Raw genomic sequence first — 26,409 nt, 5'->3', positions numbered from 1 at the left:
AATGAATACGTATTGTGTTATACAAAAATAATTAATGATTTAACAGCTAATCACATAGAGTTTCTAAAGAAAAGTAGTTGGTTATTAACTTTTCTATTCAGATATAATGGGTCTACTTTGGAAAATATGGAATTATTGGTTTAATATTATTTACGCTGGCACAATAGAGCATTCAAACATTACAAAACCTCATATCAGGAAAAAATGAGGAGCTAAACTAATTTTATTAAAATAACTATGAAATCCAGCGATTGTAAGAATTGCTTATAAATTCATAAAATAATTTATGAATATTTATTATTTACTGAATATTTATTATTGACACAAAATTACTATTTGTATAAACTTAAAAATGTAATTATATTCATAAGGAGGAAAAATAATGAAAAAAATTATGAGAGAACTAAAAATGGAAGAGTTAGAAAAACATAAAGGAGGCATTGATATTATTCAAAAAGGCAATGCATATGACGGTAGTGCAAATCTTTCCTGTAAAGAATTGTACAGCTGTTGGAAGTTTGGTGCATGTGGCGGTATGGATGCTTATCAAGCTTATGTTGCATATACGAGACACTGCTAATAAATTAAATATTTAGATTTTACCTTTGTAAGTAGAAAAATTTCATCTTTAAAGATGAAATTTTTTTACTTGCAACATTTTATACTAATCTATCTAATCAAAGCTACTATATTATGATAAGTTTTTAAATAATTTAAATTTAAGGTGATATGTGTATGAAATATGTACATACGAAACAACAAGAGGAATATGATTGTGGAATTGCTTGTGTATCATCAATACTAAAATATTATAATTTACAATATGGTATAAATTATCTTAGAGATTTAGTTGTTACAAAAAATGGTTATAGTTTAAAAGACCTAATATCACTATTTAATCATTTCAAACAATTTTCATGTAAGGCCATTGAGGTAGATCAAAACTATATAGAAGAAGTTTTTTACGACCTTAAAATGCCATGTATTGCTTTAGTTAATCGTGGAGAAGAGGGAGATTATGAAGGGCATTATATTATTATCTATAAGAAGCAGAAAAATAAATTAATAATAAGTGATCCTGTAAATGAGAAGATAAGTACAATATCTATCAATGAATTCAAGAAAGAATTTACAGGGATTCTTCTCTTAATTACTAAAAAAAATAATGATGAATTTTTTGCCCAAAGTATAAATTATTCAAAACAAATGTTTAAGGAACTAATAAAAGGTAATAAATTTACTATAGTCTCAGTATTATTATTATCGTCCTTATTTGTTCTTCTTTCCATAGGTAATTCTTATTTCTTTAAAATTTTAACTGATTTTGTTATTCCGTATCATTATGATCATTTTTTAGTGCAATTCACTTTAACTTTTTTAGGTATTAATTTGTTAAATAATCTATTTGATTACGCTCGAATTTATGTAACCAATAGGGCTGCAATTAAATTAGATAAATCTATTTCAACACAGTATTTAGAAAAGATAATCCAATTGCCGTTAGTCTTTTTTGAAAATAGGGAAAGTGGAGATATTATTTCAAGATTTAATGATACATCGTATATTAGGAATTTAGTAAATGTGGCTTTTATATCACTAATATTAAATTCGGTAATTCTATTAGGAATAGGAATCGTTCTTTATATGATTAATAAAATGTTATTCCTTATAGTACTTTGTTTATCATTAATTCTAATATCATTAACAATTATATATTATGATATTTTGAAGAAGAGAAATAGAAATTTAATGTCTGCACGATCATATACTCAATCTTTTCTAATTCAATTTATAAAAAATATGACTAGTGTATATTCATTAAATAAAAAAGAGTACTTTCTTAACTCATTCCATAAAGTATTTAGTAAACAATTAGATTCGACAAGGAAAGAAGCATATTCACTTACTAATAGTAATGGACTGAAAAAGTTAGTACAAACTACTTTTTCTATAATCATCTTGTTTGTGGGAGCAAAACAGATTATGTCTGACTCTATGACATTAGGTGATTTTTTATTTGTAAATTCTCTTATGATGTTTTTCATGAGCTCTTTAGGTGGATTAATTGAGATACAAGGAGAAATACAAAAGGCCCTGGTTGCAAAGGATAGATTTTTAGATATTATGAATTATCCTGTATTAAAAGAAACCAATGAAAAAAAAATAGCTAGCGTAGAAGAGATAAAAATTAAAAATTTATCTTTTCATATTAATGATCAATGTATTATCAAGGATATTAATGTTACCTTATATGAAAATGAAAAAATAATATTGGTAGGGGAGAGCGGTTCAGGAAAAACAACATTTTCAAGGTTATTAAATAAATTGTACCCTGTCAGTGACTCACAAATTTTTATAAATGGTATAGATATTAATGGTGTTAGTAGCACAGAGTTGAGAAATGAGATTATATATTTAAATGAAACCCCTTTTCTTTTTAAAGATAGTATAAGAGAAAACTTAAGTATGGGGGAGGATTTTACAGAGGATGAGATTATAGAAGCTTGTAAAATAGCACAAATATATGATGTTATTAATTCTTTATCTAATCAATTCAATTTTGTTATAAATGAAAGTATGTCAAATTTATCTACAGGACAGAAACAAAGGCTTTGCTTGGCTAGGGCTATTCTCCAAAAACCAAGTGTTCTTATTTTAGATGAATCACTTAGTAACGTGGATCTAAATACTTTTAAAAATATTTATGATAGGCTATTAGAATTAAATGTAATATTAATTTTTATTACCCATAATCCTGAGTTTTTGACTGAATATGATAGAAAATTAGTGTTCGTAGAAAAATCTATTATCGAAATGGAAAAACGTAATGAGAAGATGAGGTTAGAGGTGACAAGATGACAAAAAAAGTTTTTTTTGCTTCTTTGGTGATTATATTAAGTGTTTGCATAGTATTTTTTGTGTCCAATTCAAAGAGTTTAGATACACCAGATTATACAAATATAACCATGAAAGAGCTACAGAAAAAGATAGATTCTAAGGATAATTTTAAAGTGTATATATATAAAACAAGCTGTACAGCTTGTCAAACTATGAAGCCAATAATGAATGAAGTTATTAGAGAGGAAAAAATAGATATTCTTGCTTTTAATATAGAATCAGAGCCAAGTATTGATTTTTCCTTTTTGGAAGGACAAAATGTAGATAAAACACCCACATTACTTCAATATAAAAGCGGGGAAGAGGTAGCACGTTTAGAGGGACTCCAATCTAAACAAGAATTAAAAAAATTTATGAAACAATAGTTGTTTGTTTTTATATTTAGAGGTGAAAATGTGATGATATATATTTCTTTCTTTGTATCATTTATTGCTACTATAGGGAGTTTATATTTTAGTGAAATAAAAGGGTTTATTCCATGTGAATTATGTTGGTATCAAAGAATATTTATGTATCCCATTCCATTATTAATTTTGATATCAATAATTAATAATGATAATAGTATAAAATATTATTTGCGATATTTTTCTTTGATTGGTATTTTTATATCTTTATATCATAATGTTATTCAAATTAATCAAACGCATAGTTTATTTTGTGGTATTACTAGTAATTGCTTAACTGTTTATGAGAAATATTTTGGCTTTGTAACTATTCCACTCATGTCTTTAATAGCATTTTGTTTAATTTTTATATTATCTTTTTTTATAAAGATAGAAAAGAAATCGGTAGCAGAAAGTGTAAAATAAATTTGGTTCTGGTGCAAAAATAGTATAAAAGATAATAAAGCCAATAGATTCTTAATGGAATCATCTCTTATGCTGCAAGTCCAAATAATTGATGAATGAATGCTTTTTGATTTTGGACATACTAATCCCGTAAATCAACCTGTTCTTTTTTAATCATATGTATGGCTTCTACTCCAGAAAGAATGGATGTAGCGTTTCAAAACATTTGAGTCCTAGCATAGAACAAAATCATCACTTCTTTATAAAGCGATGATTTTGTTCTACTATGTTATTCGAGTATTTTGATTGTCTAAGTCGCATACCACCAGGTATGCTTTTTTCTTTTTCAATTGTTCAATTTAAAGTAAAAAACGAAGCAAAAGTCGATACTTTTACACTTTTGTAAAAGTGTAAAAGTGTAAAAGTATAAAAATTGACACAAATAAAAGGGATGTAATGCAAACAATGTCAATCAGTACAAAATCAAATCCCTTTGTTCAAAAATTTCTTTAGTAAACTTAATTTAGAAATGCTGTACTTATAAATAATTTTAAGAAAAAAACTGTACCAATAATAGTATATATCAAAAGAATACAGAGCCTAAATACTTTCAAAATGGAATAATAAAAAAATTTCACGTGAAATTAAATTTATATAATTATAGCTTGATAGCGATGGGGGAGTACCAAACATCAATCAACTTAAGGATGTTTGGTATCAACCCTTGTCGATCTAAAAATACCATAAATATATTGTAATATCTTGTAAAAATTATATAAATTGGATAAAATGATGATTGTAAATACTATATTTACCAATTCGCACACTATATTTACCAATAGTTATGTTTGGAGGAAAATACATGATAAAAAATTGTAGTTTGCAATAATCAAGTAAAAATCTATTATTAATTATTCTAGAAGCTTTTTAGAGAATTCCTAAATAAGTGATACTTATACTAATTAAGCAAATGATTTAGCTTTCTTTAATTTAAGAACGCTTAAAATAGAAACTAAAGTAACTAATGCATAGAGTTCTTCAATTATTAAAAATTCCACTCTTTAATTTCTAAATATTTGGAATGAAATAATTAAGGAGTTATAAAGGGGAATATGGTAAACAAAAGTGATGGGATATTACAGAAATGGTGGAAAATATAATGAAATTGAATATTTATTTCAAGAAACTACGACATGAGACTCCTATGGTATCAACTTAAAATTTATCTCGCATCAGCCCAAATTATTCAAAATAACATCTCTGAAGCTCTAAAAAACAATACTCAGATATTGAACATAGACTCAAATAATTTTAACTTATACTTTTTTTGTAATTCATTCTAATATTAATGAGGATAACGAATTATATTCTGAATATTAAAAAATATGAATTTTAACTGTATTTATAATACGAAATTTTCTCGAATAGAATGGTTCCATGAATCAAACTCTTATCAAACGTTTAAGCATTACCCTTTCTGCTTTAAAAAAATATAAAACCAGTAACAAGTGCAATTTATATGAGAAGAGTTTAAACAATTTTTAATATAAAGAGCAATTTTACAGGTTAGATAAATGGCAAAATTTCTATAAAAAAACTTACTAATTTAGTATATATGAATCATGGCTTTACAGAGACAACTAAATCAGGAATTTCTTGAAATTAATCGAAATCTACGCACTATTTCTAGAGTTTAAGTATTCGCAGACATACATAGAGAAATATAAAGAATTTTAATTTTATTTTGCTAAAACGGAAATTAATTAGATATCTAATTAATTTGAATAATTATCTAAAGGACTAAAGTTGATGTGGAATATATTTAATTTATCCAATAAATTACGTATAAATTTTTTTATTAAAAGGAGAGCAGTTATAATGGATATTATTAAACTATTGCTTCTTGAAAAAAATACCGATTATATGAGTAAAATACATAATACTATAAAAGAAAGTAAAGATATTAAAATAATCGCCACCACAAGTGATACAGTTACGTTATTGGAATTAGTAAAAACTTTGAATATAGATGTTATTCTTTTATGTATTGAAGAAGAGAAAGAATTTAATTTAATTAATAAAATCTTAAATATATGCCCAGATATAAAAATAATTATATTTACAGCTATAAAAGATATTAACTTAATAAAATCCTCGTTTGCTGCTGGTGTAACAAATTATATCTTAAAAGAAGAATATTCTAGTCTTCCATTTAAAATAAAAGATAGCTGCAAAGAGTGTAATCCTTTTACGGTTTTAATTAATGATTATTGTTTTTTAAAAAAAGAGTTTCTGTTAAACAATTTAACTTGTTCCGAAAGAGAAGTATACAACCTTATAGAAAAGGGGTATAGTCGATCTCAAATACAACGTATCCTTTTCAAATCACAGAATACTATTAAAAGTCACATACATAATATTCTAAAAAAAATGAATTGTACTAATACAAGGTCGGTAATAGAAAAAGTTAATGGATTTTCTCCTCAGAAAATAATTTAATACGTCAAGAAAAAATCACCCTTCCAAGATGTTATTTTTACCCTTAAACTGTAAATAGATAACATAATTTCAAAAAAATACATTTGGAGGGCTTTTAAAATGAAAAATTTCTCAAAAAATCCTGTTTTACAAAACAAATATTCAATGGCGGAGAAACATCCAGCTGGAAATTTATTAGAAGAGATTAATGAACAAGAAATGAATAATGTTAATGGTGGTTATAATCTTTCAGCTGCTATTGCACACGCAGCAGGACTTAAAGGAAACTACGGAAAAATGTGTACATACTCTGCTGAATGTATGGGAACAATCAGTTGCGGAAGCTAATTTAAAAAATAAAAAAAATGGCGATGATAAAAATATCATCGTCATTTTTTTATTTTGTATGAGTAAAATAACTACCATCATTCAAAGTGAAATCTAAAGATTTATAAATATATTAATAAACAGGCGTATTATCGAATATCATTAAAATGTTTTATCTTAATAAAGGGTGAGAAAAAATCACCCTATCCCTTCTTTTTTTTTTGACGTACGATAATAAGTGATTTTATGTTATCTTGACTTAGTTCATCTTCCATGGGAAATGAACTAAGTCTCCTAACCAAAATAAATTCTGTTATTCCCCCAAAATTTATAAACTTCAAATAAAATATAAGATAAATTTAATTACTATATCATAAAAAAGTAGGGATTTCTATGGAGAGTTCAGTAAACACGGAATTAGATTTTAACTTTTCAGATGTAATAAATTATTGGATGAGTTTATTTCCAGAAGTGAAAAATATAAATGAATTTGAAGAAATTTCAAAAGAAGTAAGACATAAAAATCTTAAAGATTTAGAACAAGAGTGGATCAAAGAAGAGGATAAATTGAGTAAATCTGAAATTGAAATATCAGATTTATTCAATCTAGTTGATGATAATAAAATGAAAAAGATAGACTCCATATTTGATAAAAATAAGGAGTTATATGGAGATATTCAATTTTTAAATTTTTTTAAACCCATCGTTAAATATTATATACATACGTATTATGACGTAATAAATGATTTTAATATTCTAGAAAACAAGGAACAATTTTTTAAAAATTTAATCATTAAAATTATTCAGTTAGTATATCCAATGGCATACCGTACGATAATTTTAGAAATTAATGTAGCAAAGCATAATGATTTATTAATAGGGACAACTTCAGAAGAAAGATTTGTATACTTTCAAAATTCATTATTAAATGATACAAATTTTCTTAAAGGTTTGTATACAGAATATAGACATTTAATACTCCTTATGAAACTTAAAGTTAAGAATTATTTAGAGTTTATAATTGAAAACTTAAAAAATACATCATTAGAAATCAAGAACCTGGCACTGCTTTTTAACCAAGGTAAAGAATTAGGAAGCCTAATCGATATTGAAACTGGTTCTGGAGATACACACCAGAGTGGAAAGAGTGTTTCAATCTTACATTTTACATCGGGTATTAAATTAGTTTATAAACCTAGAAATCTAGATTTTGAGGAAGGATATTATAATTTACTGAATTGGATTAATGAGCAAAAGATTTCCGGTATGAAAAAACTAAAAGCAGCTAAAACATATTCCATCCAAGGAAGCGGTTGGATGGAGTATATTAAATTTGAAGAGTGTACGGATGAAAAGCAAGTAGCATATTTTTATAATCGTATAGGACATCTATTATGCATTCTCCATGCATTAAATGCAAAAGATTTTCATAGTGAAAACCTAATTGCAAGTTCAGAGCATCCAGTTCTTATCGATTTAGAATCGCTTATTCATGGTGAATTAGAAGAAATTAATCAAAGTAAAACAAGTGCAATTAATAATTGTAATAAAAGAATTGACTCATCTGTTTTATCAATTCTTTTATTACCAAGTCGACTTGTTACAAAAGATAAATCTGATGTTAATGTATTCGATTTAGGCGGTGTCGGAGGTGATCAAACACAACTTGCTCCTTTTAAATCTGAAACCATTCAAAATAATAATAGTGATAATCTAAGGGTTGTTCGTGATTATATGCCTTTAGAACCACGTAATAATAATCCTAAACTAAATAATCATAATCAAAAAATTGAAAGTTATATTAATGAAATTCAAGAAGGATTCACACAAACTTATCAATGGATTATGACCAATAAAGAAATGTTCATTTGCAAAATAAATGAATTGTTCTCTAATAAAATATGTAGAATAATTTTTAAACCAACTTTTGTATACACAAGATTGCTAAGATCCAGCTACCATCCAGATTTATTAAGAAATTCAATGCATAGAAAGATTTTATTACACAGAATATCATTGTATAAATATATGGAAAATTACGAAAAGATATCCCGGCATGAATTTGAGGATTTACTTATAGGTGATATACCATATTTTACAACTAATACTAGTCTAGAAGAAATAACAGATTCTAAGGGTCAAATTATTGAAAATTTAAATTTGAAAAACTCTCCTTTAGAGAGTGTCTTTCAAAAAATACAAAATTTCAGTATTAAAGATTTAAATGAACAAATAAAATTTATTGATTTAAGTTTTATTCATACTGAAAATAAGAAAGATAGTTTAAGGACAAATACTGAATTTTCAATTCAACATGACTTTATCCCTATATCAAAAAAGGATCAATATGAATCTTTGGTCAAAATAGGAAATCATTTACTTGAAAATAGTATTACTGGTAAAGAAAATCTTAAAACTGATAGAACATGGATTGGATTGATGATGTATGGTAAAGAAGAAATTACAACTCGTATATCACCAGTAGAATATGATCTTTACAAAGGTAATAGTGGTATTGCCCTATTTTTAGGGTATTTAGGTGTTCTTACCGATGATAATAAATTTAAAGAAGCTGCTATTGAGTCCATGAGGCCATGTATTGAATATGTAAAAATTATACTAGATTACAAAAAAGACAATATGTTTGATGATGAAGACTTTGAAATTGGGGCATTTGCAGGCATTAGTGGTATTTTTTATACCTTATTCCATTTAGGAAAGATACTTAATAATAAAGAATTTATTGATTTTACATATGAAAATATAGACTTTTATATAAATGACATGAATACGAATAAGCGTTATGACATTATTGGTGGCTTATCTGGTTATTTAGGAGTCATTCTCTCTATTTACAATAAAACAGCTGATAAATCTAAAAAATCTAAGCTTTTAAATATGGCGAATCAAGTTTATCAGACTATTGAAGATGGTGCTACTTACTATTCTGATGACTCTGTATTTTGGGGCTCTAATTTAGAAACTGAAGGATACACTGGATTTGCCCATGGAACAAGTGGAATATCTGCAATGTTAATGCGACTATATGTAATTAATAAAAGCCCTAAAATCTTAAAATTGATAGAAAAATCATTAAATTACGAACGTTTAATGTTTAATACAAAAGATGAAAACTGGTATATCAATGCAGCAAATGATGCAACTAGCGTTGGTTGGTGTCATGGAGCACCTGGTATCCTTTTAAATCGACTTATACTAAAACAAAATAATTATTCTGATGATTTAATTGACAATGAAATCCAAATAGCCCTCAGCACCACTATTAAATTAGGATTCGGTAATAATGATACCTTGTGTCATGGTGATTTAGGAAACCTAGATATACTTCAATATGCGGCAGATATTTTAGGTGATTCATACTTAAAAAATAGATGTCTTAATACATATAATGAAATCTATACAGATTTTATTAATGAAGATTGGAATGAAGGATATTTTAGATCTATATGTATCTATGGTTTAATGGTTGGTCTATCAGGTTGTGGGTATTCAATTTTAAAAAATGGATCAGACCTTTCGATGCCAGGTATTCTTTGGCTGGAATAATTTTAGCAATACAAATTTCACTTTTTATTGCAACTAAGCTATCAAAATTCTTGATAGCTTAGTTGCATATTAATTGAAAATATATACTATCCTTTTTGCTTAATATAAATAAAAGTTGGTGAAGAGAAAATGTTTTACTCAAATAAGAATAAAGTACCATTTGTTGAACAATTACAACAAACAGAATGTGGCCTTTGTTGTGTCACAATGATATTGAGATATTATAATAGTAATCATTCTCTTAGTGACCTAAGAAAATACTTAGAACCTGGAAGAGATGGTACTGGATTAAAGCATTTATATCGACTTTTAAATGAGATGGGTTTTCATTCTCGTGTATACAAGACCACTGTACAAGGTTTGAAACAAATTAAACTTCCGGCAATAATACATTGGAATGAGAATCATTTTGTAGTTTTAGAAAAAATTAAAAATAATAAATTTTATATAGTGGATCCGGCACTTGGCAGGAGAAGGATGTTAGAAAGCGAAGTAGAAATGATGTTTTCTAATTATGTTTTGACAACGGAGCCAACCGAAAAATTTATACCAATTACTAAGAAGGAATATGCTTTTAAAACTTTTTTGCCAAATATCTTTAGTAATAAACTACTATTTCTTAAGCTTTTCTTGCTTACTTTTCTTGTTAGCGCCATTACTTTGTCAATTCCTATGATGATTCAAAAGCTAATTGATAGTGTTACTCTCCACAACAGCTTGAACATAAATACTATTCTTTTCTTTGCAGGTGTATTAATACTATATGGTTTACTTTTACTTATGAGGGGAAAATATATTATTGATTTGCGAGCATTACTAGATTACTCGCTGCTTGGAAAAGTATTTAGTCATCTGTTACGAGTTCCCTACAAATTTTTTGAAATAAGAGCCAAAGGGGATTTGTTATATAGAATAAATACTATAAATGCAATACGAGATCTATTATCAGAAAAAGTGATAGGTAGTATAATGGACATCAGTGCCATTGTATTTATGACATTTTATATGTTATACAAATCACCTATTTTAACAGCTTTAGTATTAATTTTATTTTTAATAAGTATTGGTTTTACTTTAATTATGCGTCCTTCTATCAAGGAATATACTTTATATGAGATGGTAGAACGAAGTAAATTGAGTACAACTCAAACTGAAGCCATTTCAGCGATATTTACAGTTAAGGTAGCTGGTATTGAGGACGATATATATAGCGCTTGGAAAAGTAAATTAAAAAATGTTCTAGTTAGATACAAAAAACAGGCTAATTTACAGAATGTATATACAACTTTTACTCAAATGATGCAAACCATTTCCCCTTTTTTAGTACTTTTACTTGGGTTAAAATTATATATTGAGAAAAATATTACCTTGGGAGAAGTAATTGCTTTTTATTCTTTGACAGTCATGTACTTTAACTATAGCTTTTCTATTTTTCAAACATGGAATAGTTTTATATCAGCTACTAACGCTTTAGAAAGAATACAAGATATTACGAATGAAGAGGTTGAAAAGGAAGGAACACAATTGGTTCCTAATCCAATCGAAGGGGATATAAAGTTAGAAAATGTAACGTTTTCTTACAATAAACACTCGAGTCCTGTTATAAAAAATCTATCTTTGCATATTAAAAGCGGACAAAAAGTGGCTATTGTCGGAGCTTCTGGTTCAGGGAAAAGTACTTTAGGGAAATTATTACTAGGTTTATATAATCCAAATAGCGGTGAAATTTATTATGACTCTCTAAATCTCAAAAATATTAAGAAAAAACAACTAAGAAAACAAATGGGGGTTGTCCCTCAAGAAATTTATTTGTTTAACCAATCTATTTACGATAACATCCGTCTGGGGCATGAGAATGTAGATATACAATCTGTCCAAAAAGTTGCACAAATTGCACAAATTGCAGATGAAATTGAAAGAATGCCTATGCATTATAATACTCTAGTCTCAGATATGGGATTGAATTTTTCTGGGGGACAAAGACAACGCATCGCACTTGCAAAGGCATTATTAAATGAACCAAAAATTATAGTTTTAGATGAAGCTACTAGTTCTCTAGATTCAATTAATGAAGAAAAGATTGCTAATCATTTCAAAAGTGTTGGCTGTACTTGTGTCGTAATTGCTCATAGGCTCTCAACAATTGTAGATTCCGATATAATTTATGTTTTAGATGATGGAGAAATTGTTGAACAAGGTACACATACTGAATTAATGGACTTAAAAGGAGAATATTTTAAACTTTATACCAAAAGTGATTCTACCAAAATTTTATTGGAACATAATTGAATAAAAAATCGCTACAATTAATATATTCTTAGGCATAGTTAATTAGCAATTTAAACATAAAATTATCAAATTTTTAGTATTGTTTGTTTCGTATTTCAAAAAAGCAAAAAAACATCTATTTAGATGTTTTTTTGCTTTTTTGAAATATAATTATAGTTTTTCCATAAGTAGAGTCAATAGTCCAGTTTATACCCATTTCCATTGACATAAGAGAAATGATAGATAATCCTATCCCAGCCCCTTTATTTGAATGGTTTTGATATTGGAATCCTGGACCATAATCGATAATTGAAATGGTTTCTTCATTGTTTCTCTCACATATAGATATACCAATGTATTTTCCTTCACTTGCATATCTAATCACATTTTGTATAACATTATCAATAATCCTCTGAAACCAGTTTGGATCAATATGCCAATAGATTTCCTTTTCTGGAATTTTAATATCTATATAAAAACCTTGTTCTTCTAAAGTATTGTACCAAGAGGCAATACTTTTTCTTAATAAAGATGTGATGTTTATATTTTTTGGATTAAATGGATATTTTTTATTCGTCAATAATGAGTACGAAAATAAATTGTCAATAAGTTCAGCAATATAACTAATTTTATCATCCAATAATAATATAGTTTCTTTTCCCTTATTCGATGTTACTTCTTCTTTTAATACATTGATTTGGGTACGAAATACCATTAAAGGGGTTCTTAAATCATGAGAAAGATTAGCAATTAGTTCCTTTCTAAATTCAGCTTCTTCTCGTTCTTTTAAACGACTTTCCTCTAGAATTTGTATCATATTATTGAAGCTTTGCTCCAACAAACCGATTTCATCCATTTTTGATATTTCAACTTTTTTAGGTATTGGTTCTTCTTTAGAAAGCCGCATTGATTCTTGTAACTGACTTAATCGGTTTCTAATACCTCTAAAAAAGATCCATGAGAGAATTAAAAATGTTAATAAAATAAATATAATCATAATAATAAAAACGGTACTATATTTTTCTTGCATTCGTAGAACCGGATATTTAATATATTTTTTAGGAAGTTGAATTACCATAAAAGCTTCTTTCTTTTCTTTCCCAATATAATTTATTACAGTATAAGAATCTCCATCTATACTATTTTTCATAAAGTCTATACCATAACTTACTGTCCATTGTGCTGGTATATTAGACGGATTTGAAACTGGAAAATGAGCTTGACCTTGCTTATCGACCCAAAACATAGAAGCATGAGGATAAGTTTTAAGTATAGAATGAAAAAACTCTTTAATTTCTTCAGGGTTTTCTTCATTCAACAACATAGAATTTTTATTCCAAACTTTTTCAATTTCTTTAGTACTGTAATAAGGTTCAGAAGTGTCTAGCTGCATATAAGATAATGTGAAAATTATCGAAGTCAATGGAAACGTGACCGGAATTATAACTATAGCAATCAATATAATAAAAATATACTTTTTTAATAAAGATGTACTCTTCTTCATCCTCTTAATCGATAGCCTATTCCATGTATAGTTTCAATTATTGTTGGATTACTTGGGTCTATTTCAATTTTTTCTCTTAAATATCGAATATGTACCATGAGTGTCTTATCTCCTTCTATATAAGAAGTGTTCCAAATAGATTCAAATATTTGCTCTTTTGTTAATGTCTGATTTAGATGCTGCATTAAATAAAAGAAAATTTGATGTTGCTTACCAGTTAGCTCTACCTCTTTATCTGTTATAGTATTAAAAATTCGGTATTCCTTTGTAGAAACTTGAAGATGCTTAATTGTTTGTATGGTATCTTCTAGTCTATTATATCGCCTTAATAAAACTTCTATTCTTGCTAATAATTCTTTAAAATGAAACGGCTTGGTTAAATAATCATCAGCGAATGATAGTCCTTGTAATTTATCATCTAATGCCGTACGTGCAGTTACTAAAATTATTGGGATGTCTGGGTAGTTTTTTTTAAACCTCTGCCCAAGTGTAAAACCGTCTAATCCTGGAAGCATAATGTCCAAGATAATTAAATCCGCAATTTTAATAGCCTCATAACACCCTTTTTCTGAGGTAAACCACGAAACTCTGTAAGATTGCTTTTCTAAATCGATTTTTATTTGTTTACCTATATCAATTTCGTCTTCGATACAAATAATGTGTTTCACGTTCTCACCCTTTAATATCAAATAAATTTTGTTTATTTAACTATATAACAATTACTATATTATGTAAAAAAATAAATTTAAACAAATTTTAAACTTTTTAGAACTTCATATTAACCCTCACTTACTATAATGGATATAAGGTGGTGTTAATATGAAATATATTGTTGAAACAAATAATATGACTAAAAAATATAAAAATAGCATTGTTGTAAATGACGTAAATTTAAAAATTCCTCAAGGTGAAATTTATGGTTTTTTAGGACCGAATGGTGCAGGGAAAACAACTAGTATTAGAATGTTATTAGGCTTAATTAAGGCAACCGAAGGAACTATTACTGTTTTTGGAAAGAATTTAAATAAAAACCGTTTATCTATTTTATCTGATGTTGGAGCACTGGTGGAGAATCCCTCTTATTATGCACATCTAAACGCAATTGAGAATCTAGAAGTTTACAGACTTTTAAGAAATGTACCGAAGGAAAAAATACATGATGTTTTAAAAACCGTTGGATTACAAGATGCTGCTCAACAAAAGGTCAAAGAATACTCATTAGGGATGAAACAGCGGCTTGGTCTCGCTATTGCACTATTAGGTGATCCTAAATTATTAATTTTAGATGAACCTACAAATGGACTTGATCCCCAAGGTATACATGAAATGCGCGAATTAATAAAAAGTCTTGCAAAAGAAAGAGGCATTACTATATTAGTTTCTAGCCATCTACTAAGTGAAATAGATCAAATGGCTACATATGTTGGAATAATTTCAAAGGGACGACTTATTTTCCAAGATAAAATTGAGGTTTTACGACAACATTCACAGAACTCCATTAAGATTTTAGTTGATAAACCTAAGGAAGCATGGAAAATTATTCTTGCTAGTGGTACCCCTTCAGTAATGGAACAAAGTGAAATTATTATATCTAATACTAATAATGCAGCCATAGCTAATATTGTGAAGAATTTAGTTATTAATGATATATCTGTATTCCGTATTGAGGAAGAGAAAAATTCACTCGAAGATATTTTCCTAAACATCGTGAAGGGGGAACAGAGCGATGTACAAGTCCCTCTTAGCATCTGAATGTCTTAAATTAAAGCGCAAGTGGATTTGGTTTTTAATAGTAATAGCTCCAATAGGAGTTATTATACTTCAATCAATAAACTTCCATTTAAGATATGATTTCTTAACAGAAAAGTATAAAAGTAATTTGTGGGGAGGACTACTTTCAAACATTCAGTCCCTCTCTCTTCCAGCCATACTATTGGGTATTACGATTATTACTTCTATATTAGCTCATTTAGAACATAGCTCTACATCTTGGAAGCACCTTTTAATACTCCCGATAGAAAAGAGAAAAATATTTGTAACTAAATTCATATTAAGTTTTAGCTTATTACTATTATCTTGTTTAATTCTCTTTATAGGTAGTGTTTTTTTAGGCATAAACCTAAAGTTTGGGAATTCTATTCCATGGCTAGAAGTAATAAAAATTAGTTTTTTCCCATACATTTCTTCTTTACCAATTTTCGCATTACAATTATGGCTCTCTATTGTATATAAAAATCAAGGAATTACATTAATGGTGGGGGTATTAGGAACAGTAGTGGCTATGTTCTCAAACTCCTTACCTGATTGGATTTTATGGAAATTCCCTTCAATTGCTAGTCAATCAAATACAGTTACAATATGCGGAATTATAGTAGGAATGTTATTACTTTTTATAGCAACGTTTGATTTTGTTAAAAGGGACGTGGATAAATAATGCTAAATTTAAAACTATTTTTAGTTGAATTTCATAAAATTAAAAAGACAAACATATGGATGTTATTATTTATTAGTCCTCTTTTAACGGGAGTTTTAACTTATATAAATGTAGGAAGTGTCATGTCGAATTCAGGAAACTGGAAAATGCTATATGGATTGGCCACCGTAATGCATGCCATGCTATTCCTACCACTATTAACAGGATTATTTGCAGCTTTAATCTGCCGTCAAGATCATCTAAATGGCGGATGGAAGCAACTTTTAGTTCAACCTATAAAGCGTTATCAACTTTACTGTACTAAAGCCATTTTTGTAGTGTTTTTTATAATTATTACCCAGTGTTTATTCTTTTTAACAATAATTATAGTGGGACATAGTATTGGGTTAACTGATCCTTTTCCAACAACATATGTATTCAAAAGCCTATTAGGAGGATTATTTACAACGTTACCTTTAATTGCCCTTCAAATGTGGCTTTCTGCAATTTGGTCTAGTTTTGCGGCCCCAATGATAATATGTGTTGCCCTAACAATACCTGGTATCATAATTGGTCAATCTGAACGTTTTGGCCCAATTTATCCATGGTCTCAACCTCTTCTAGCTATGGTACCTACGGGAAGTGAAACTGAATTATTATTTATTTCTACAAAAAGTATTTCAATTGTATTGATTAGTTTTATTGTTTTCTTTATTGGTGGATTGCTCAATTTTAATAGAAAAACATATTAATTCCATAGATTAGGAACTATGACATAAAAATCACTATAGCACCAAGAAGGGCCTAACATTTCAACGTTTACATCTTGATAGATATAGAGTAAGCATCCATAGCGGATGCTTTTTTCTTTGTTGCATAAAATTTATATAATAAATAAGGGATTTAACTACGCAGACAAGTAAACCCCGTAACTCTTTAATCTCATCCACATATCTCACAAATTAATTTATAACTAAAATAATTAAACAAACGTTTGTTTAATTTTCTATAACTGATTTCTTCATCATAAGCAAAACAGTTATAGAAAATTTCATTTACATATATTAAAGAATAATATTTAGTTACAATATGAAATTTATGTTCTTATAGTTAATTCACATAATTTTCAAATATTAAAACTCTACATGTCAAGGTTTGGTATATAATGAAAGCAACCCGTAGTTAGAGTGTTTGCTCCGATTTAAATTATGAGATAGTTTGTTTTAACTTTTTTACATTATCTAAAAAAGAACTTGTAGGGATTCCTACAAGTTCTTTTTGTTTTTCTTATTGTATTAGAAAAAAGCCCTTTAAATATAGCAGAAATAATAATGAGGTGTTTATTTCTCGTTTGTTAACTAAAATTTTGTATTTTAACAGGTTTCATTAATAAAAATATTTTAGACTATAGAATGAATCATTAGAAAGTTAAAAAAATAAGGAAAAAGGGAAGAACCACCAATATTCTTTCCTTTTTCCTGCAATTAGGGTTTCTATATTAATGAATATAGAAGATTATAAAATGTTGGATGCAACAATTTATAATCAAAATTATAGCAGGAGTAACAGGTATTTATTATGCAATATTGCATAATAAATTATGATTTATCAAATATACATGTCTAATGAGGAACACAAAAACTCTATATAGGGTGAATTTAATCCTTACAGTTTCTTTATAGTGGATTAAAAACGGCAAAAACAAAAAGATTAATTTTATCAATACGAGTTTTTTCTTTTACATATTAAAATGGAAGTACCCTTTCAATGTATACTGACCCCTTCACAAATCGTGAAGGGATTTTTTTATTTAATAAATGAGTTTTACAAAACATACAAAATGTTAAACTCACAAAAATCAGCGATATATTATAAATATTGGTGTAAGTTCTTATGTCTGTTGTGATAAGGACTTATTTGCATGGTTACCACTCTTTTATGTACAATAAAAGAAAAACATCGTATGAGGTGGGGAGAGGAAAACCCATGTCCAATCAACAGTTAGTCAATTTACGTATTGATTTTGCTTTTAAACAATTATTTGGTACAAGTGGAAATGAAGACATTCTAATTGCTTTTTTAAACGCGATGTTACAGGCTTCTTTAGAAGCACCTATTGTTTCGCTGCAATTAGAAGATCCACACTTGCATAGAGAACATGAAGAAGATAAATTATCGATTTTAGATATTTCCGCTACATTAGATACAGGCACAAAGGTAAATGTAGAAATACAGCTGAATAACAATCATGACATGATTAAGAGAAGTTTATATTACTGGGGAAGACTATACACATCCCAGCTACAAAAGGGAATGCCATATAGTTCTCTTCACAAAACAATTACGATTAATTTATTAAATTTCGTCATGTTTCCAGAATATGAAACATTTCATACAACAGGAATTCTGTGGAATCAACAACAACAGAAGGTATTAAGTGAGGATATAGAAATTCATATTGTAGAGATTCCAAAACTCATGCAACAGTGGCGAAATGAACAAATAAATCCGTGGGAGGATTCCTTTGTACGTTGGTTATTATTACTACCGGCGAATGAAGATGAACGCCTTACCCAAACATTGGAGGAAATTGCCATGAACCAAGACCCAATTTTACAAAAAGCAATGGATAAGTGGGAACGCATGAGTCAAGATTCTTCTTTCCGTCAAGCATATGAGGCAAGAGAAAAAGCTTTAATGGATGAGGCTGCGAAGTTTGCTCACGCTCGTAATGAAGGAATTCAAGAAGGAAAGATACAGATGATCAAAGGTATGCATGAACTTGGTGTACCACTTGAAACGATTGCTAAAGCAAGCAAGTTAAGTGTTGATGAGGTTGAACGTATTCTAGAAAAAAATAATTAGCAAAAAAGAAACGAAGTCAATTTGACTTCGTTTCTTTTTTATATCCCCCTATTAGAGCAAGGCACGTTTAGGCGCTATTCACAAATTTAAGTCAACAGAAGTCAAGTTCCGTTAACTTTTTATATCGATTTTAACAACATTTGTTTACAAAACTAATTTTTACAGGCTGTCTGTAAAGTTGCACCCTAAAAATCTATAACTTTTAATAAGTGGTTCAAAAAACAATTAGAACCCCAAATAGATAATCTATATTATGCTGGGTTCATCGTCTTTATTTTTTCTTTTACTATATTAGGTAGTTCTGTTTCTTCTGCTTTTTCGTAACCCTTAGCCAAATGGAATCCTCCAAAATCGATTCTTTTTATTGCATATACACGATAAATTCCTGGTGTCTCAGGCGCTTTATCCAATGTACTAAAATAAATTTTTATTTTCCCGCCCTTTAAATCTAAAGCGTTTAACTTATCTTCATTTCCTTGAATCTGAACGTAGCATTCTAATGTATTCCATTTTAATTCAATTTGCCTCTTTATTAAGCTACATTCGAAATAAAGTATAGCAAATTGAAGATATTGCAAAGTTTATAAATTCACGTATTGAAGAAATACAAGAAATTTTGCAATCATAAATAAATTAACAAATAAGGAAGACTATATTGGTAAGTGAATTATTAAATAGAAAGCAACCTATTGAAAAATGAGAGGATTAAATTTGAAACCTTAATTTTTATAACACATACAAAAACCAGATATAATACCTTCTTGGTAATATACCTGGTTTTAAGGATAGGATATATTGGATTTTTATAGGTTCTTTATTAACAAATTTAATACTTTCTAATTGTTATCAAATTATGCTGTTAGTTACGGATTAGGTAATCAAATGCACCTAGAGATGCGTTTGCGCCTAATCCCATTGAAATAATGATTTGTTTGTATGGTGTATTTGTGCAGTCACCCGCAGCAAATACACCAGGTACGTTTGTAGCGCCATGCCTGTCTGTAACAATTTCACCACGAACACGTTCAACTGTTTCACCTAACCAGTCTGTGTTTGGTACAAGACCGATTTGAACGAATACACCTTGTAATTCGATATGGTGAACTTCTTCAGTTTCACGATCGATGTAAGAAATACCTTCTACTTTGTCACTACCAGTAATTTCTTTCGTTTGAACGTTCTTTAATACAGTTACGTTTGGTAAGCTGTACAGACGATTTTGTAATACAGCATCAGCTTTTAGTTCTGGCATGAACTCAAGAACAGTTACGTGTTTTACGATACCTGCTAAATCAATTGCTGCTTCAACGCCCGAGTTACCACCACCGATAACTGCCACATCTTTTCCAGTGAATAATGGACCGTCACAGTGTGGGCAGTATGCTACACCTTTATTTTTGAACTCAGCTTCACCTGGTACGCCAACATTACGCCAGCGAGCACCTGTAGAAACGATTACGCTCTTACTTTTCAGAATGGCACCGTTTTCAAGTTCCACTTCAATAAGTTCTTTTTTCTCTAAACGTTTCGCACGTTGTAGATTCATTACATCGATGTCGTATTCTTTTACGTGCTCTTCAAGGTTTGCTACTAGCTTAGGACCTTCGGTACGTTTTACACTGATGAAGTTCTCAATGCCCATAGTATCCATTACTTGACCACCGAAGCGCTCAGCAACGATACCAGTGCGGATACCTTTACGTGCTGCATAGATTGCTGCACTTGCACCAGCAGGACCACCACCAACAACAAGTACATCATATGGATCTTTATCAGCGAATTCTGATGCATCTGGGCCAACGCCTAGTTTTGCAAGAATTTCTTCCAACGTTATACGGCCGCTTCCAAATGTTTCACCATTTAAGAATACTGTTGGTACTGCCATGATGTCTTTACTTTCAACTTCTTCCTTAAATGAAGCGCCGTCAATCATGGTATGTGTAATATCAGGGTTTAAAACGCTCATTAAGTTCAGTGCTTGTACAACATCAGGACAGTTGTGGCAGCTTAAGCTAATGTAAGATTCAAAGCGGTATTTACCTTGAATATTTTTAATTTGGTGAATGACTTTTTGCTTAACTTTTGGAGCACGGCCACTAACTTGTAGTAACGCTAAAACTAGGGTATTAAATTCGTGTCCTAGAGGGATACCTGCAAAAACTACCCCTGTATCTTCACCAACACGATTCACACTAAAACTTGGTGTTCTTTCTAATTCTGTTTTTTCTATCTTGATCTTTGATGACATTGCTGCTAATTCATCTACAAGAGCTAGCATATCTTTAGATGTGTCATCAGATCCTGCACTAACTTTTAGTAATACATCACTTTCCATCAGTTGAAGATATTGGGCTAATTGTCCTTTGATATCTGCGTCTAGTAACATTGTGTCTTACTCCTTAAATTGTATTTCTTTTTGTTTATTTATTAGATTTTACCTACAAGGTCAAGGCTTGGTTTAAGTGTTGCAGAGCCTTCTTTCCATTTAGCTGGACAAGCTTCGCCTGGATTATTACGAACGTATTGTGCAGCTTTTACTTTGTTTACAAGGATACTTGCATCACGACCGATATCGTCAGAGCTAATTTCAACGGATTGGATAATACCATCTGGATCAATAATAAATGTGCCACGTGCAGCAAGGCCTTCTTCTTCAATCAATACATTGAAATTACTAGAAATTTTTTGAGTCGGATCACCAATCATAATATATTCAATTTTATTAATAGTTTCTGAGTTATCATGCCATGCTTTATGAGTAAAGTGAGTATCAGTTGAAACAGAGTATACTTCAACTCCAAGTTCTTTTAAAGTTGCATATTGATTTTGTAAATCTTCAAGTTCAGTAGGGCATACAAATGTGAAGTCAGCAGGGTAGAAGCAAACTACACTCCATTTATCTTTGAAGTTTTTTTCTGTAACATCAATAAATTCACCATTCTGGTAAGCTGTCGCTTCAAATGGTAATACTTCTGTGCCGATTAATAACATAATAAAATTCCTCCTAAGTTTAAATGTTGAGTATTATAAATAGATTTAAAAAAAGAAAATTCTTAATTAAAATCACATTGCTTAAGATCAACAATTTTAGTTTTATATTTTATCTTATACCCAAACCAAATACATAAAAATAAAATTGCACTAATATATGTCGCAAATAAATCAACCCATGAAACATTCGTATTTACAATATTTTCATATTCTTGTCCTAATATAACAACAATACATAGTACTATTGAAATTATAGGGGCGAATGGAAACCATTTAGCTCTATAAGGAAGATCATCAATGTCTTTTCCTTGGGCTATATATGCTTTGCGAAATCGATAATGACTTAACGCAATTCCTAACCAAGCTATAAAACCAGAAAGGCCGGAAGAGCTTAACAACCACATGAATACTTTTCCTTCGCCTAAAAAAGAAGAAAGAAAAGCAAACATTCCTACTAGAGCCGTAACAATTAGAGCATTAATTGGTACACCATTTTTATTTATTTTCATGAGAGATTTTGGAGCTTTTCCTTCTCTGGCTAAGGACCATAACATTCTAGTAGATGCATACATTCCAGAATTAGCAGCTGATAGAATCGATGTTAAAATTACAGCATTCATGACAGATGCAGCAAATAATAAGCCTGCTTTTTCAAAGACTATTGTAAAAGGGCTCATCGAGACATTTTCAATATCTATATTCATTAAATAAGGATGCGTATATGGAATAAGCAGCCCAATTACAAAGATAGAACAAATGTAAAAGAGTAAAATTCTCCAAAATACTTGTTTTATAGCTTTAGGGACATTTTTCTTAGGGTTCTTACTCTCACCAGCTGCAACCCCTACTAATTCTGTTCCTTGGAAAGAGAATCCAGCAATCATAAAAACTGATAAGATGCTTAGACCACTAGAGGGAATAGGGGCTTCACCGATAGTGAAGTTTTTAAATCCAACAAATTCCCCACCAATAATCCCAAGAATAGTGAGTAATCCTACTAATAAAAAAACTATAATTGTTATTACTTTAATTAAAGAAAACCAAAACTCAGCTTCTCCAAATGACTTGGTGGAAAAGTAATTAAGCAGAAATATTATAGTTAAGAAAGCAGCACTCCAAACAATGCCTGGAATAGAAGGGAACCAGAATTTCATTATAATAGCAGAAGCTGATAACTCTACTGCGATGGTAATGGCCCATGTATACCAATAATTCCAGCCCAGAGCAAATCCGAGAGCTGGATCTACGAATCTAGAGGCATACACACTAAATGAACCCGAATGAGGTAGAAAAGTAGCCATTTCACCTAGACTCATCATAAGTAGGTATACCATTATTCCAATTGAAATATAAGCAATTAGAGCGCCTCCAGGACCTGCCATTTGAATGGATGTACCACTAGAAATAAATAGTCCTGTTCCAATTGAACCACCAATAGCAATCATAGTAAGGTGCCTAGCTTCTAATGTCTTTTTTAATGTATTTGTAGGATGTTCCGTGCTTTTTTGAGCTATATTGTCAACATGCGAAGTTACCGTTGCTCTTTCAGAACTCATAAAATCCCCCATATAAATTTTTTGGAGTATTTAGAAATAACATCAATTCTTACAGGTTTATTCAAACACTCTTGATTTTGTAGAGGTTATTTCATAAAGAGTCGGAAGAATTTCTCTCCGACTCTAAAGATGTTTAACTCACCGTATAGTTTAAACTCCTACTAATTCTTTGTTATCTTCATAAATTTCGCCCATAGTTTCATGAGAAATCTCTCTAGACATATCTTCCTCGGATGCATAACTGAAAACAACAACAGTACGACGAGAGTCGTTATTTAATGGTGTAACCCTGTGCAATGTAGTGCCGGCTTTCATAAAGTAACAATGATCTTTAGGAACATACAAACTCTTAATTTCACGGCTCTCTAAAACTTCTTTTAATCCAGACTCTGGGTTTTCTTTATCCCAAACAGTATCAGGCACATACTCAACAAGAGCACCTTCACCTTCTTTAGGAGCTTCAATCACCCAGATTAAAGCAAATGTATAGTCATCCCAATGCCATCCGTGTGTGTCACCTGTTTTCTGTTGGTTATTAATAATAAACTCTTCTGGTGTATAAGGAATGCGGTGAACTGGCTCATTATTGTTTAAGAAGGTTAAGAAATTTAAAAGTACTTCAGACTTAAAGAATGCTGGAATTAATTTTCCATCCTCATGAATATTATCTCGATTTACTACATTAAAGTTACGTGGAGTATTCCCTGTAGCTTTAATGGTAATATCACGACGTTTTGCATTTTCAGAAAGAAGATATTTCGCTTCTGCAGACATAGCTGCAATTAGAGGTTGCGGTAACATGTCATTCATCATTGCTAAACCTTCATTTTTAAATCTTTCTTGAAGAACTAATAAGTAATCCTTAGGTAATGAGTTAATATGTTGTTCTACAATTGCATCAAATTGTTTTTGAAATTCCATAGTAAATTCCTCCTAATTTTTAAATATAAAAGTTTATTTATTATCAATGACTTTAATAGCATGTAAACCATTGCTACTTTGCACAGAAAGTCCTAACTCAATACAGTATTTTAGATAATTCACGATATCTTTTGTAATAACTTCGCCTGGTAAAAGGACAGGTATCCCTGGCGGTGTTACCAGAACGGATTCTGCTGCCACTCTTCCAATAGTTTTATCTAAATCTACATACTCAAATTTGGAGAAGTACGCTTCTCTAGGTGTCATAGCCAATGTAGGTGGAGTTAATGTTCTTATAGCACTTTTACTCTTAGTTACTCGATCAAAATCAATTGGTATTGAACCATTCTCAAATCGAATAGCTAATGACTTTAATGATTGTAGTAGTTGTTCAATATCAGATTCATTATGACCAATTGTTACAATAAAAAGAATATTATTCACATCGGAAAGCTCAACTTCTATGCGATAATCATCACGTAAGATATTTTCAACTTCCCTACCTGTTACGCCCCAGTTTGTCACATTTATACAAAGCTTTGTCTCATCTAAAGCAAAACTAGAACTTAAACCCTTCAAATCCTCTGGTCCTAAGCAAGAAAGCCCTGGAATTTTATTAATTGAACCTCTTGCAATGCGAGATAAATTTAATGCTCTTTGCAACAATTCTTCTCCATTAACTGCTAGTTGTTTGCGAGCTGCATCTAAAGAAGCCATTAATAAGTAGGATGCGCTAGTAGTCGTAATTAAAGAGAAATTTTCTTTAACCCTATCTAGACTCACCAATCCTTCTCGAACATTGATCACACTTGTTTGAGTAAATGAACCGCCCATTTTATGCATACTTGAGGATGCAATATCTGCACCTGCTTCCATTGCAGATATAGGGAGATCCGGATGGAAATGTACATGTGATCCTTGAGCCTCATCCACTATGACTGGTATTCCCTTAGAATGCACATAATCAATAATGGCTTTCAAATCAGTTACAGCGCCATAATAAGTAGGGTTTATTACACATACACCTTTAACATCAGGGTGAGCTTCTAGAGTTTGCTTTATATTTTCTAAGCTAATCCCATGGCAAACACCATAGACAGAATCAATCTCAGGAGATATAAAGATTGGTACTGCACCAGATAAAATTAGTCCACTAACAATAGAAGCATGTACATTTCTAGGAATAATAATTTTATCACCTGGATTACAAATGCTCATTATCATAACTACATTGGCGCTACTAGTGCCCTGAACACTAAAAATGGTGTAATCAGCTCCAAAAGCGTCCGCAGCCAGTACCTGTGCCTCGTGAATAATACCAGTAGGATGACGTAAATAATCTAATGGCGGTATACCCACTAAATCAAAATCCAAGGTATTTTTTCCAAAGTAGGTTGTAAATTCTTCATCTAATCCTCTTCCCTTTATATGACCAGGTGTATGCATTTGTAAATAATCACTATTTATATAATTCTTCACACCAGTAATTAAAGGAGTCTCATATTGTTTACTTTTATTCTTCGATAGAAAAATTTCTTCTTTAAGTTGCAAGAGATCACCTCAACTAATTAGATTGATTTATTTTAAAAAAATAATTCCCTGACCTATGTAGCGGCATAAAACAGCTTTATATGTTCTCCTCCTAAATTCGAAATTTCTTAAAATTCCTTTTTTATTATATATTCTAAAAATAATCATTAAAAGTAGGCACTTTATTGTGTCAAAGTATCTTGTTATATACATAATAACTTTTAATTAGTTAATTATTTTTAATGAATTTCATGTCATTTTTATTGTCTTAAGGAAAAACATATGAAATATGCTACGAATCTC

Annotated in this window: 20 protein-coding genes and 1 pseudogene; 12 read left to right on the top strand and 9 right to left on the bottom strand. The window is 29.8% G+C overall.

The genetic code is table 11. From position 1 onward, the window contains the following. Positions 1-382: 382 nt before the first annotated feature. From ACTFSL_RS24810 to ACTFSL_RS24795, 4 genes are all read left to right on the top strand, one after another. Positions 383-580 carry a hypothetical protein gene (locus ACTFSL_RS24810; RefSeq protein WP_243821245.1) on the top strand — a complete coding sequence of 66 codons (198 nt, stop codon included), beginning with the start codon at positions 383-385 and terminating at the stop codon, positions 578-580. Positions 581-735: 155 nt separating this feature from the next. Continuing rightward, entirely contained in the window at positions 736-2,859 is a 2,124-nt protein-coding gene (locus ACTFSL_RS24805) for a peptidase domain-containing ABC transporter (RefSeq protein WP_243821246.1), read from the top strand. Then, positions 2,856-3,263, top strand: a complete 408-nt coding sequence (locus tag ACTFSL_RS24800; RefSeq protein WP_243821247.1) for a thioredoxin family protein — start codon at positions 2,856-2,858, stop codon at positions 3,261-3,263. The genes ACTFSL_RS24805 and ACTFSL_RS24800 overlap by 4 nt, the downstream gene beginning before the upstream one ends. A gap of 33 nt (positions 3,264-3,296) precedes the next feature. Continuing rightward, positions 3,297-3,707 (top strand): disulfide oxidoreductase, encoded by a 411-nt coding sequence (locus tag ACTFSL_RS24795; protein WP_243821248.1) that lies wholly within the window; start codon positions 3,297-3,299, stop codon positions 3,705-3,707. Between the two features lie 67 nt (positions 3,708-3,774). On the opposite strand, the pseudogene ACTFSL_RS24790 reads toward ACTFSL_RS24795, so the two are convergent. Further along, positions 3,775-4,037: pseudogene (locus tag ACTFSL_RS24790) on the bottom strand (DDE-type integrase/transposase/recombinase); the annotation flags it as partial. 1,527 nt (positions 4,038-5,564) lie between these two features. Here ACTFSL_RS24790 and ACTFSL_RS24785 point away from each other — a divergent pair. The 4 genes from ACTFSL_RS24785 to ACTFSL_RS24770 all read left to right on the top strand — a co-directional run bounded on the left by ACTFSL_RS24785 (position 5,565) and on the right by ACTFSL_RS24770 (position 12,347). Beyond that, a complete protein-coding gene (locus ACTFSL_RS24785) occupies positions 5,565-6,185 on the top strand; it encodes a response regulator transcription factor (protein WP_063539112.1) in 621 nt (206 codons plus the stop codon). A 99-nt stretch (positions 6,186-6,284) separates the two neighbouring features. Next, the gene (locus ACTFSL_RS24780) at positions 6,285-6,512 is read left to right on the top strand and encodes a plantaricin C family lantibiotic (protein ID WP_063539114.1); all 228 of its coding nucleotides are present in this window, start codon (positions 6,285-6,287) and stop codon (positions 6,510-6,512) included. Positions 6,513-6,884: 372 nt separating this feature from the next. Then, positions 6,885-10,058 (top strand): type 2 lanthipeptide synthetase LanM family protein, encoded by a 3,174-nt coding sequence (locus ACTFSL_RS24775; protein WP_440042563.1) that lies wholly within the window; start codon positions 6,885-6,887, stop codon positions 10,056-10,058. Positions 10,059-10,187: 129 nt separating this feature from the next. Continuing rightward, positions 10,188-12,347: a peptidase domain-containing ABC transporter gene (locus ACTFSL_RS24770; RefSeq protein WP_063539118.1), complete on the top strand. Its 2,160-nt coding sequence runs from the start codon at positions 10,188-10,190 to the stop codon at positions 12,345-12,347. Between the two features lie 115 nt (positions 12,348-12,462). Here the strand turns inward: ACTFSL_RS24770 and ACTFSL_RS24765 are convergent, their stop codons facing one another. Then, positions 12,463-13,830 (bottom strand): HAMP domain-containing sensor histidine kinase, encoded by a 1,368-nt coding sequence (locus tag ACTFSL_RS24765; RefSeq protein WP_063539120.1) that lies wholly within the window; start codon positions 13,828-13,830, stop codon positions 12,463-12,465. Further along, positions 13,827-14,498 (bottom strand): response regulator transcription factor, encoded by a 672-nt coding sequence (locus ACTFSL_RS24760; RefSeq protein WP_063539122.1) that lies wholly within the window; start codon positions 14,496-14,498, stop codon positions 13,827-13,829. The genes ACTFSL_RS24765 and ACTFSL_RS24760 overlap by 4 nt, the downstream gene beginning before the upstream one ends. A gap of 151 nt (positions 14,499-14,649) precedes the next feature. Here ACTFSL_RS24760 and ACTFSL_RS24755 point away from each other — a divergent pair, with 151 nt between their 5' ends. From ACTFSL_RS24755 to ACTFSL_RS24740, 4 genes are all read left to right on the top strand, one after another. Then, complete coding sequence (locus ACTFSL_RS24755) at positions 14,650-15,582, top strand: ABC transporter ATP-binding protein (RefSeq protein WP_243821250.1); 933 nt, start codon at positions 14,650-14,652, stop codon at positions 15,580-15,582. Then, positions 15,557-16,264 carry an ABC transporter permease gene (locus tag ACTFSL_RS24750; protein WP_088338652.1) on the top strand — a complete coding sequence of 236 codons (708 nt, stop codon included), beginning with the start codon at positions 15,557-15,559 and terminating at the stop codon, positions 16,262-16,264. The genes ACTFSL_RS24755 and ACTFSL_RS24750 overlap by 26 nt, the downstream gene beginning before the upstream one ends. Then, on the top strand, positions 16,264-16,995 hold the full coding sequence (locus ACTFSL_RS24745) for an ABC transporter permease (RefSeq protein WP_063539128.1): 732 nt from the start codon (positions 16,264-16,266) through the stop codon (positions 16,993-16,995). Before ACTFSL_RS24750 ends, ACTFSL_RS24745 begins: the two co-directional genes overlap by 1 nt. Positions 16,996-18,229: 1,234 nt before the next feature. Beyond that, positions 18,230-19,108, top strand: coding sequence for an Rpn family recombination-promoting nuclease/putative transposase (locus tag ACTFSL_RS24740; RefSeq protein ID WP_063539130.1), 879 nt, complete (start codon positions 18,230-18,232; stop codon positions 19,106-19,108). 251 nt (positions 19,109-19,359) lie between these two features. Here the strand turns inward: ACTFSL_RS24740 and ACTFSL_RS24735 are convergent, their stop codons facing one another. The 6 genes from ACTFSL_RS24735 to ACTFSL_RS24710 form a co-directional block, all read right to left on the bottom strand. Continuing rightward, positions 19,360-19,686 carry a hypothetical protein gene (locus tag ACTFSL_RS24735; RefSeq protein WP_088338649.1) on the bottom strand — a complete coding sequence of 109 codons (327 nt, stop codon included), beginning with the start codon at positions 19,684-19,686 and terminating at the stop codon, positions 19,360-19,362. 281 nt (positions 19,687-19,967) lie between these two features. Next, positions 19,968-21,494 carry an alkyl hydroperoxide reductase subunit F gene (ahpF, locus tag ACTFSL_RS24730; RefSeq protein ID WP_088338648.1) on the bottom strand — a complete coding sequence of 509 codons (1,527 nt, stop codon included), beginning with the start codon at positions 21,492-21,494 and terminating at the stop codon, positions 19,968-19,970. Between the two features lie 41 nt (positions 21,495-21,535). Further along, entirely contained in the window at positions 21,536-22,099 is a 564-nt protein-coding gene (gene ahpC / locus ACTFSL_RS24725; protein WP_063539142.1) for an alkyl hydroperoxide reductase subunit C, read from the bottom strand. Positions 22,100-22,161: 62 nt separating this feature from the next. Continuing rightward, positions 22,162-23,655, bottom strand: a complete 1,494-nt coding sequence (locus tag ACTFSL_RS24720; RefSeq protein ID WP_440042561.1) for an amino acid permease — start codon at positions 23,653-23,655, stop codon at positions 22,162-22,164. A 150-nt stretch (positions 23,656-23,805) separates the two neighbouring features. Further along, entirely contained in the window at positions 23,806-24,576 is a 771-nt protein-coding gene (locus tag ACTFSL_RS24715; RefSeq protein ID WP_063539144.1) for a HalD/BesD family halogenase, read from the bottom strand. A 33-nt stretch (positions 24,577-24,609) separates the two neighbouring features. After that, entirely contained in the window at positions 24,610-26,127 is a 1,518-nt protein-coding gene (locus tag ACTFSL_RS24710) for an aminotransferase class I/II-fold pyridoxal phosphate-dependent enzyme (RefSeq protein WP_228546496.1), read from the bottom strand. Positions 26,128-26,409 lie beyond the last annotated feature (282 nt).

It is taken from the genome of Bacillus cereus group sp. MYBK108-1 (assembly GCF_051917185.1).
Classification (GTDB): domain Bacteria; phylum Bacillota; class Bacilli; order Bacillales; family Bacillaceae_G; genus Bacillus_A; species Bacillus_A cereus.
The sequence above is the reverse complement of the archived record's forward strand: the minus strand, read 5'-3'. Positions and strand labels throughout refer to the sequence as shown.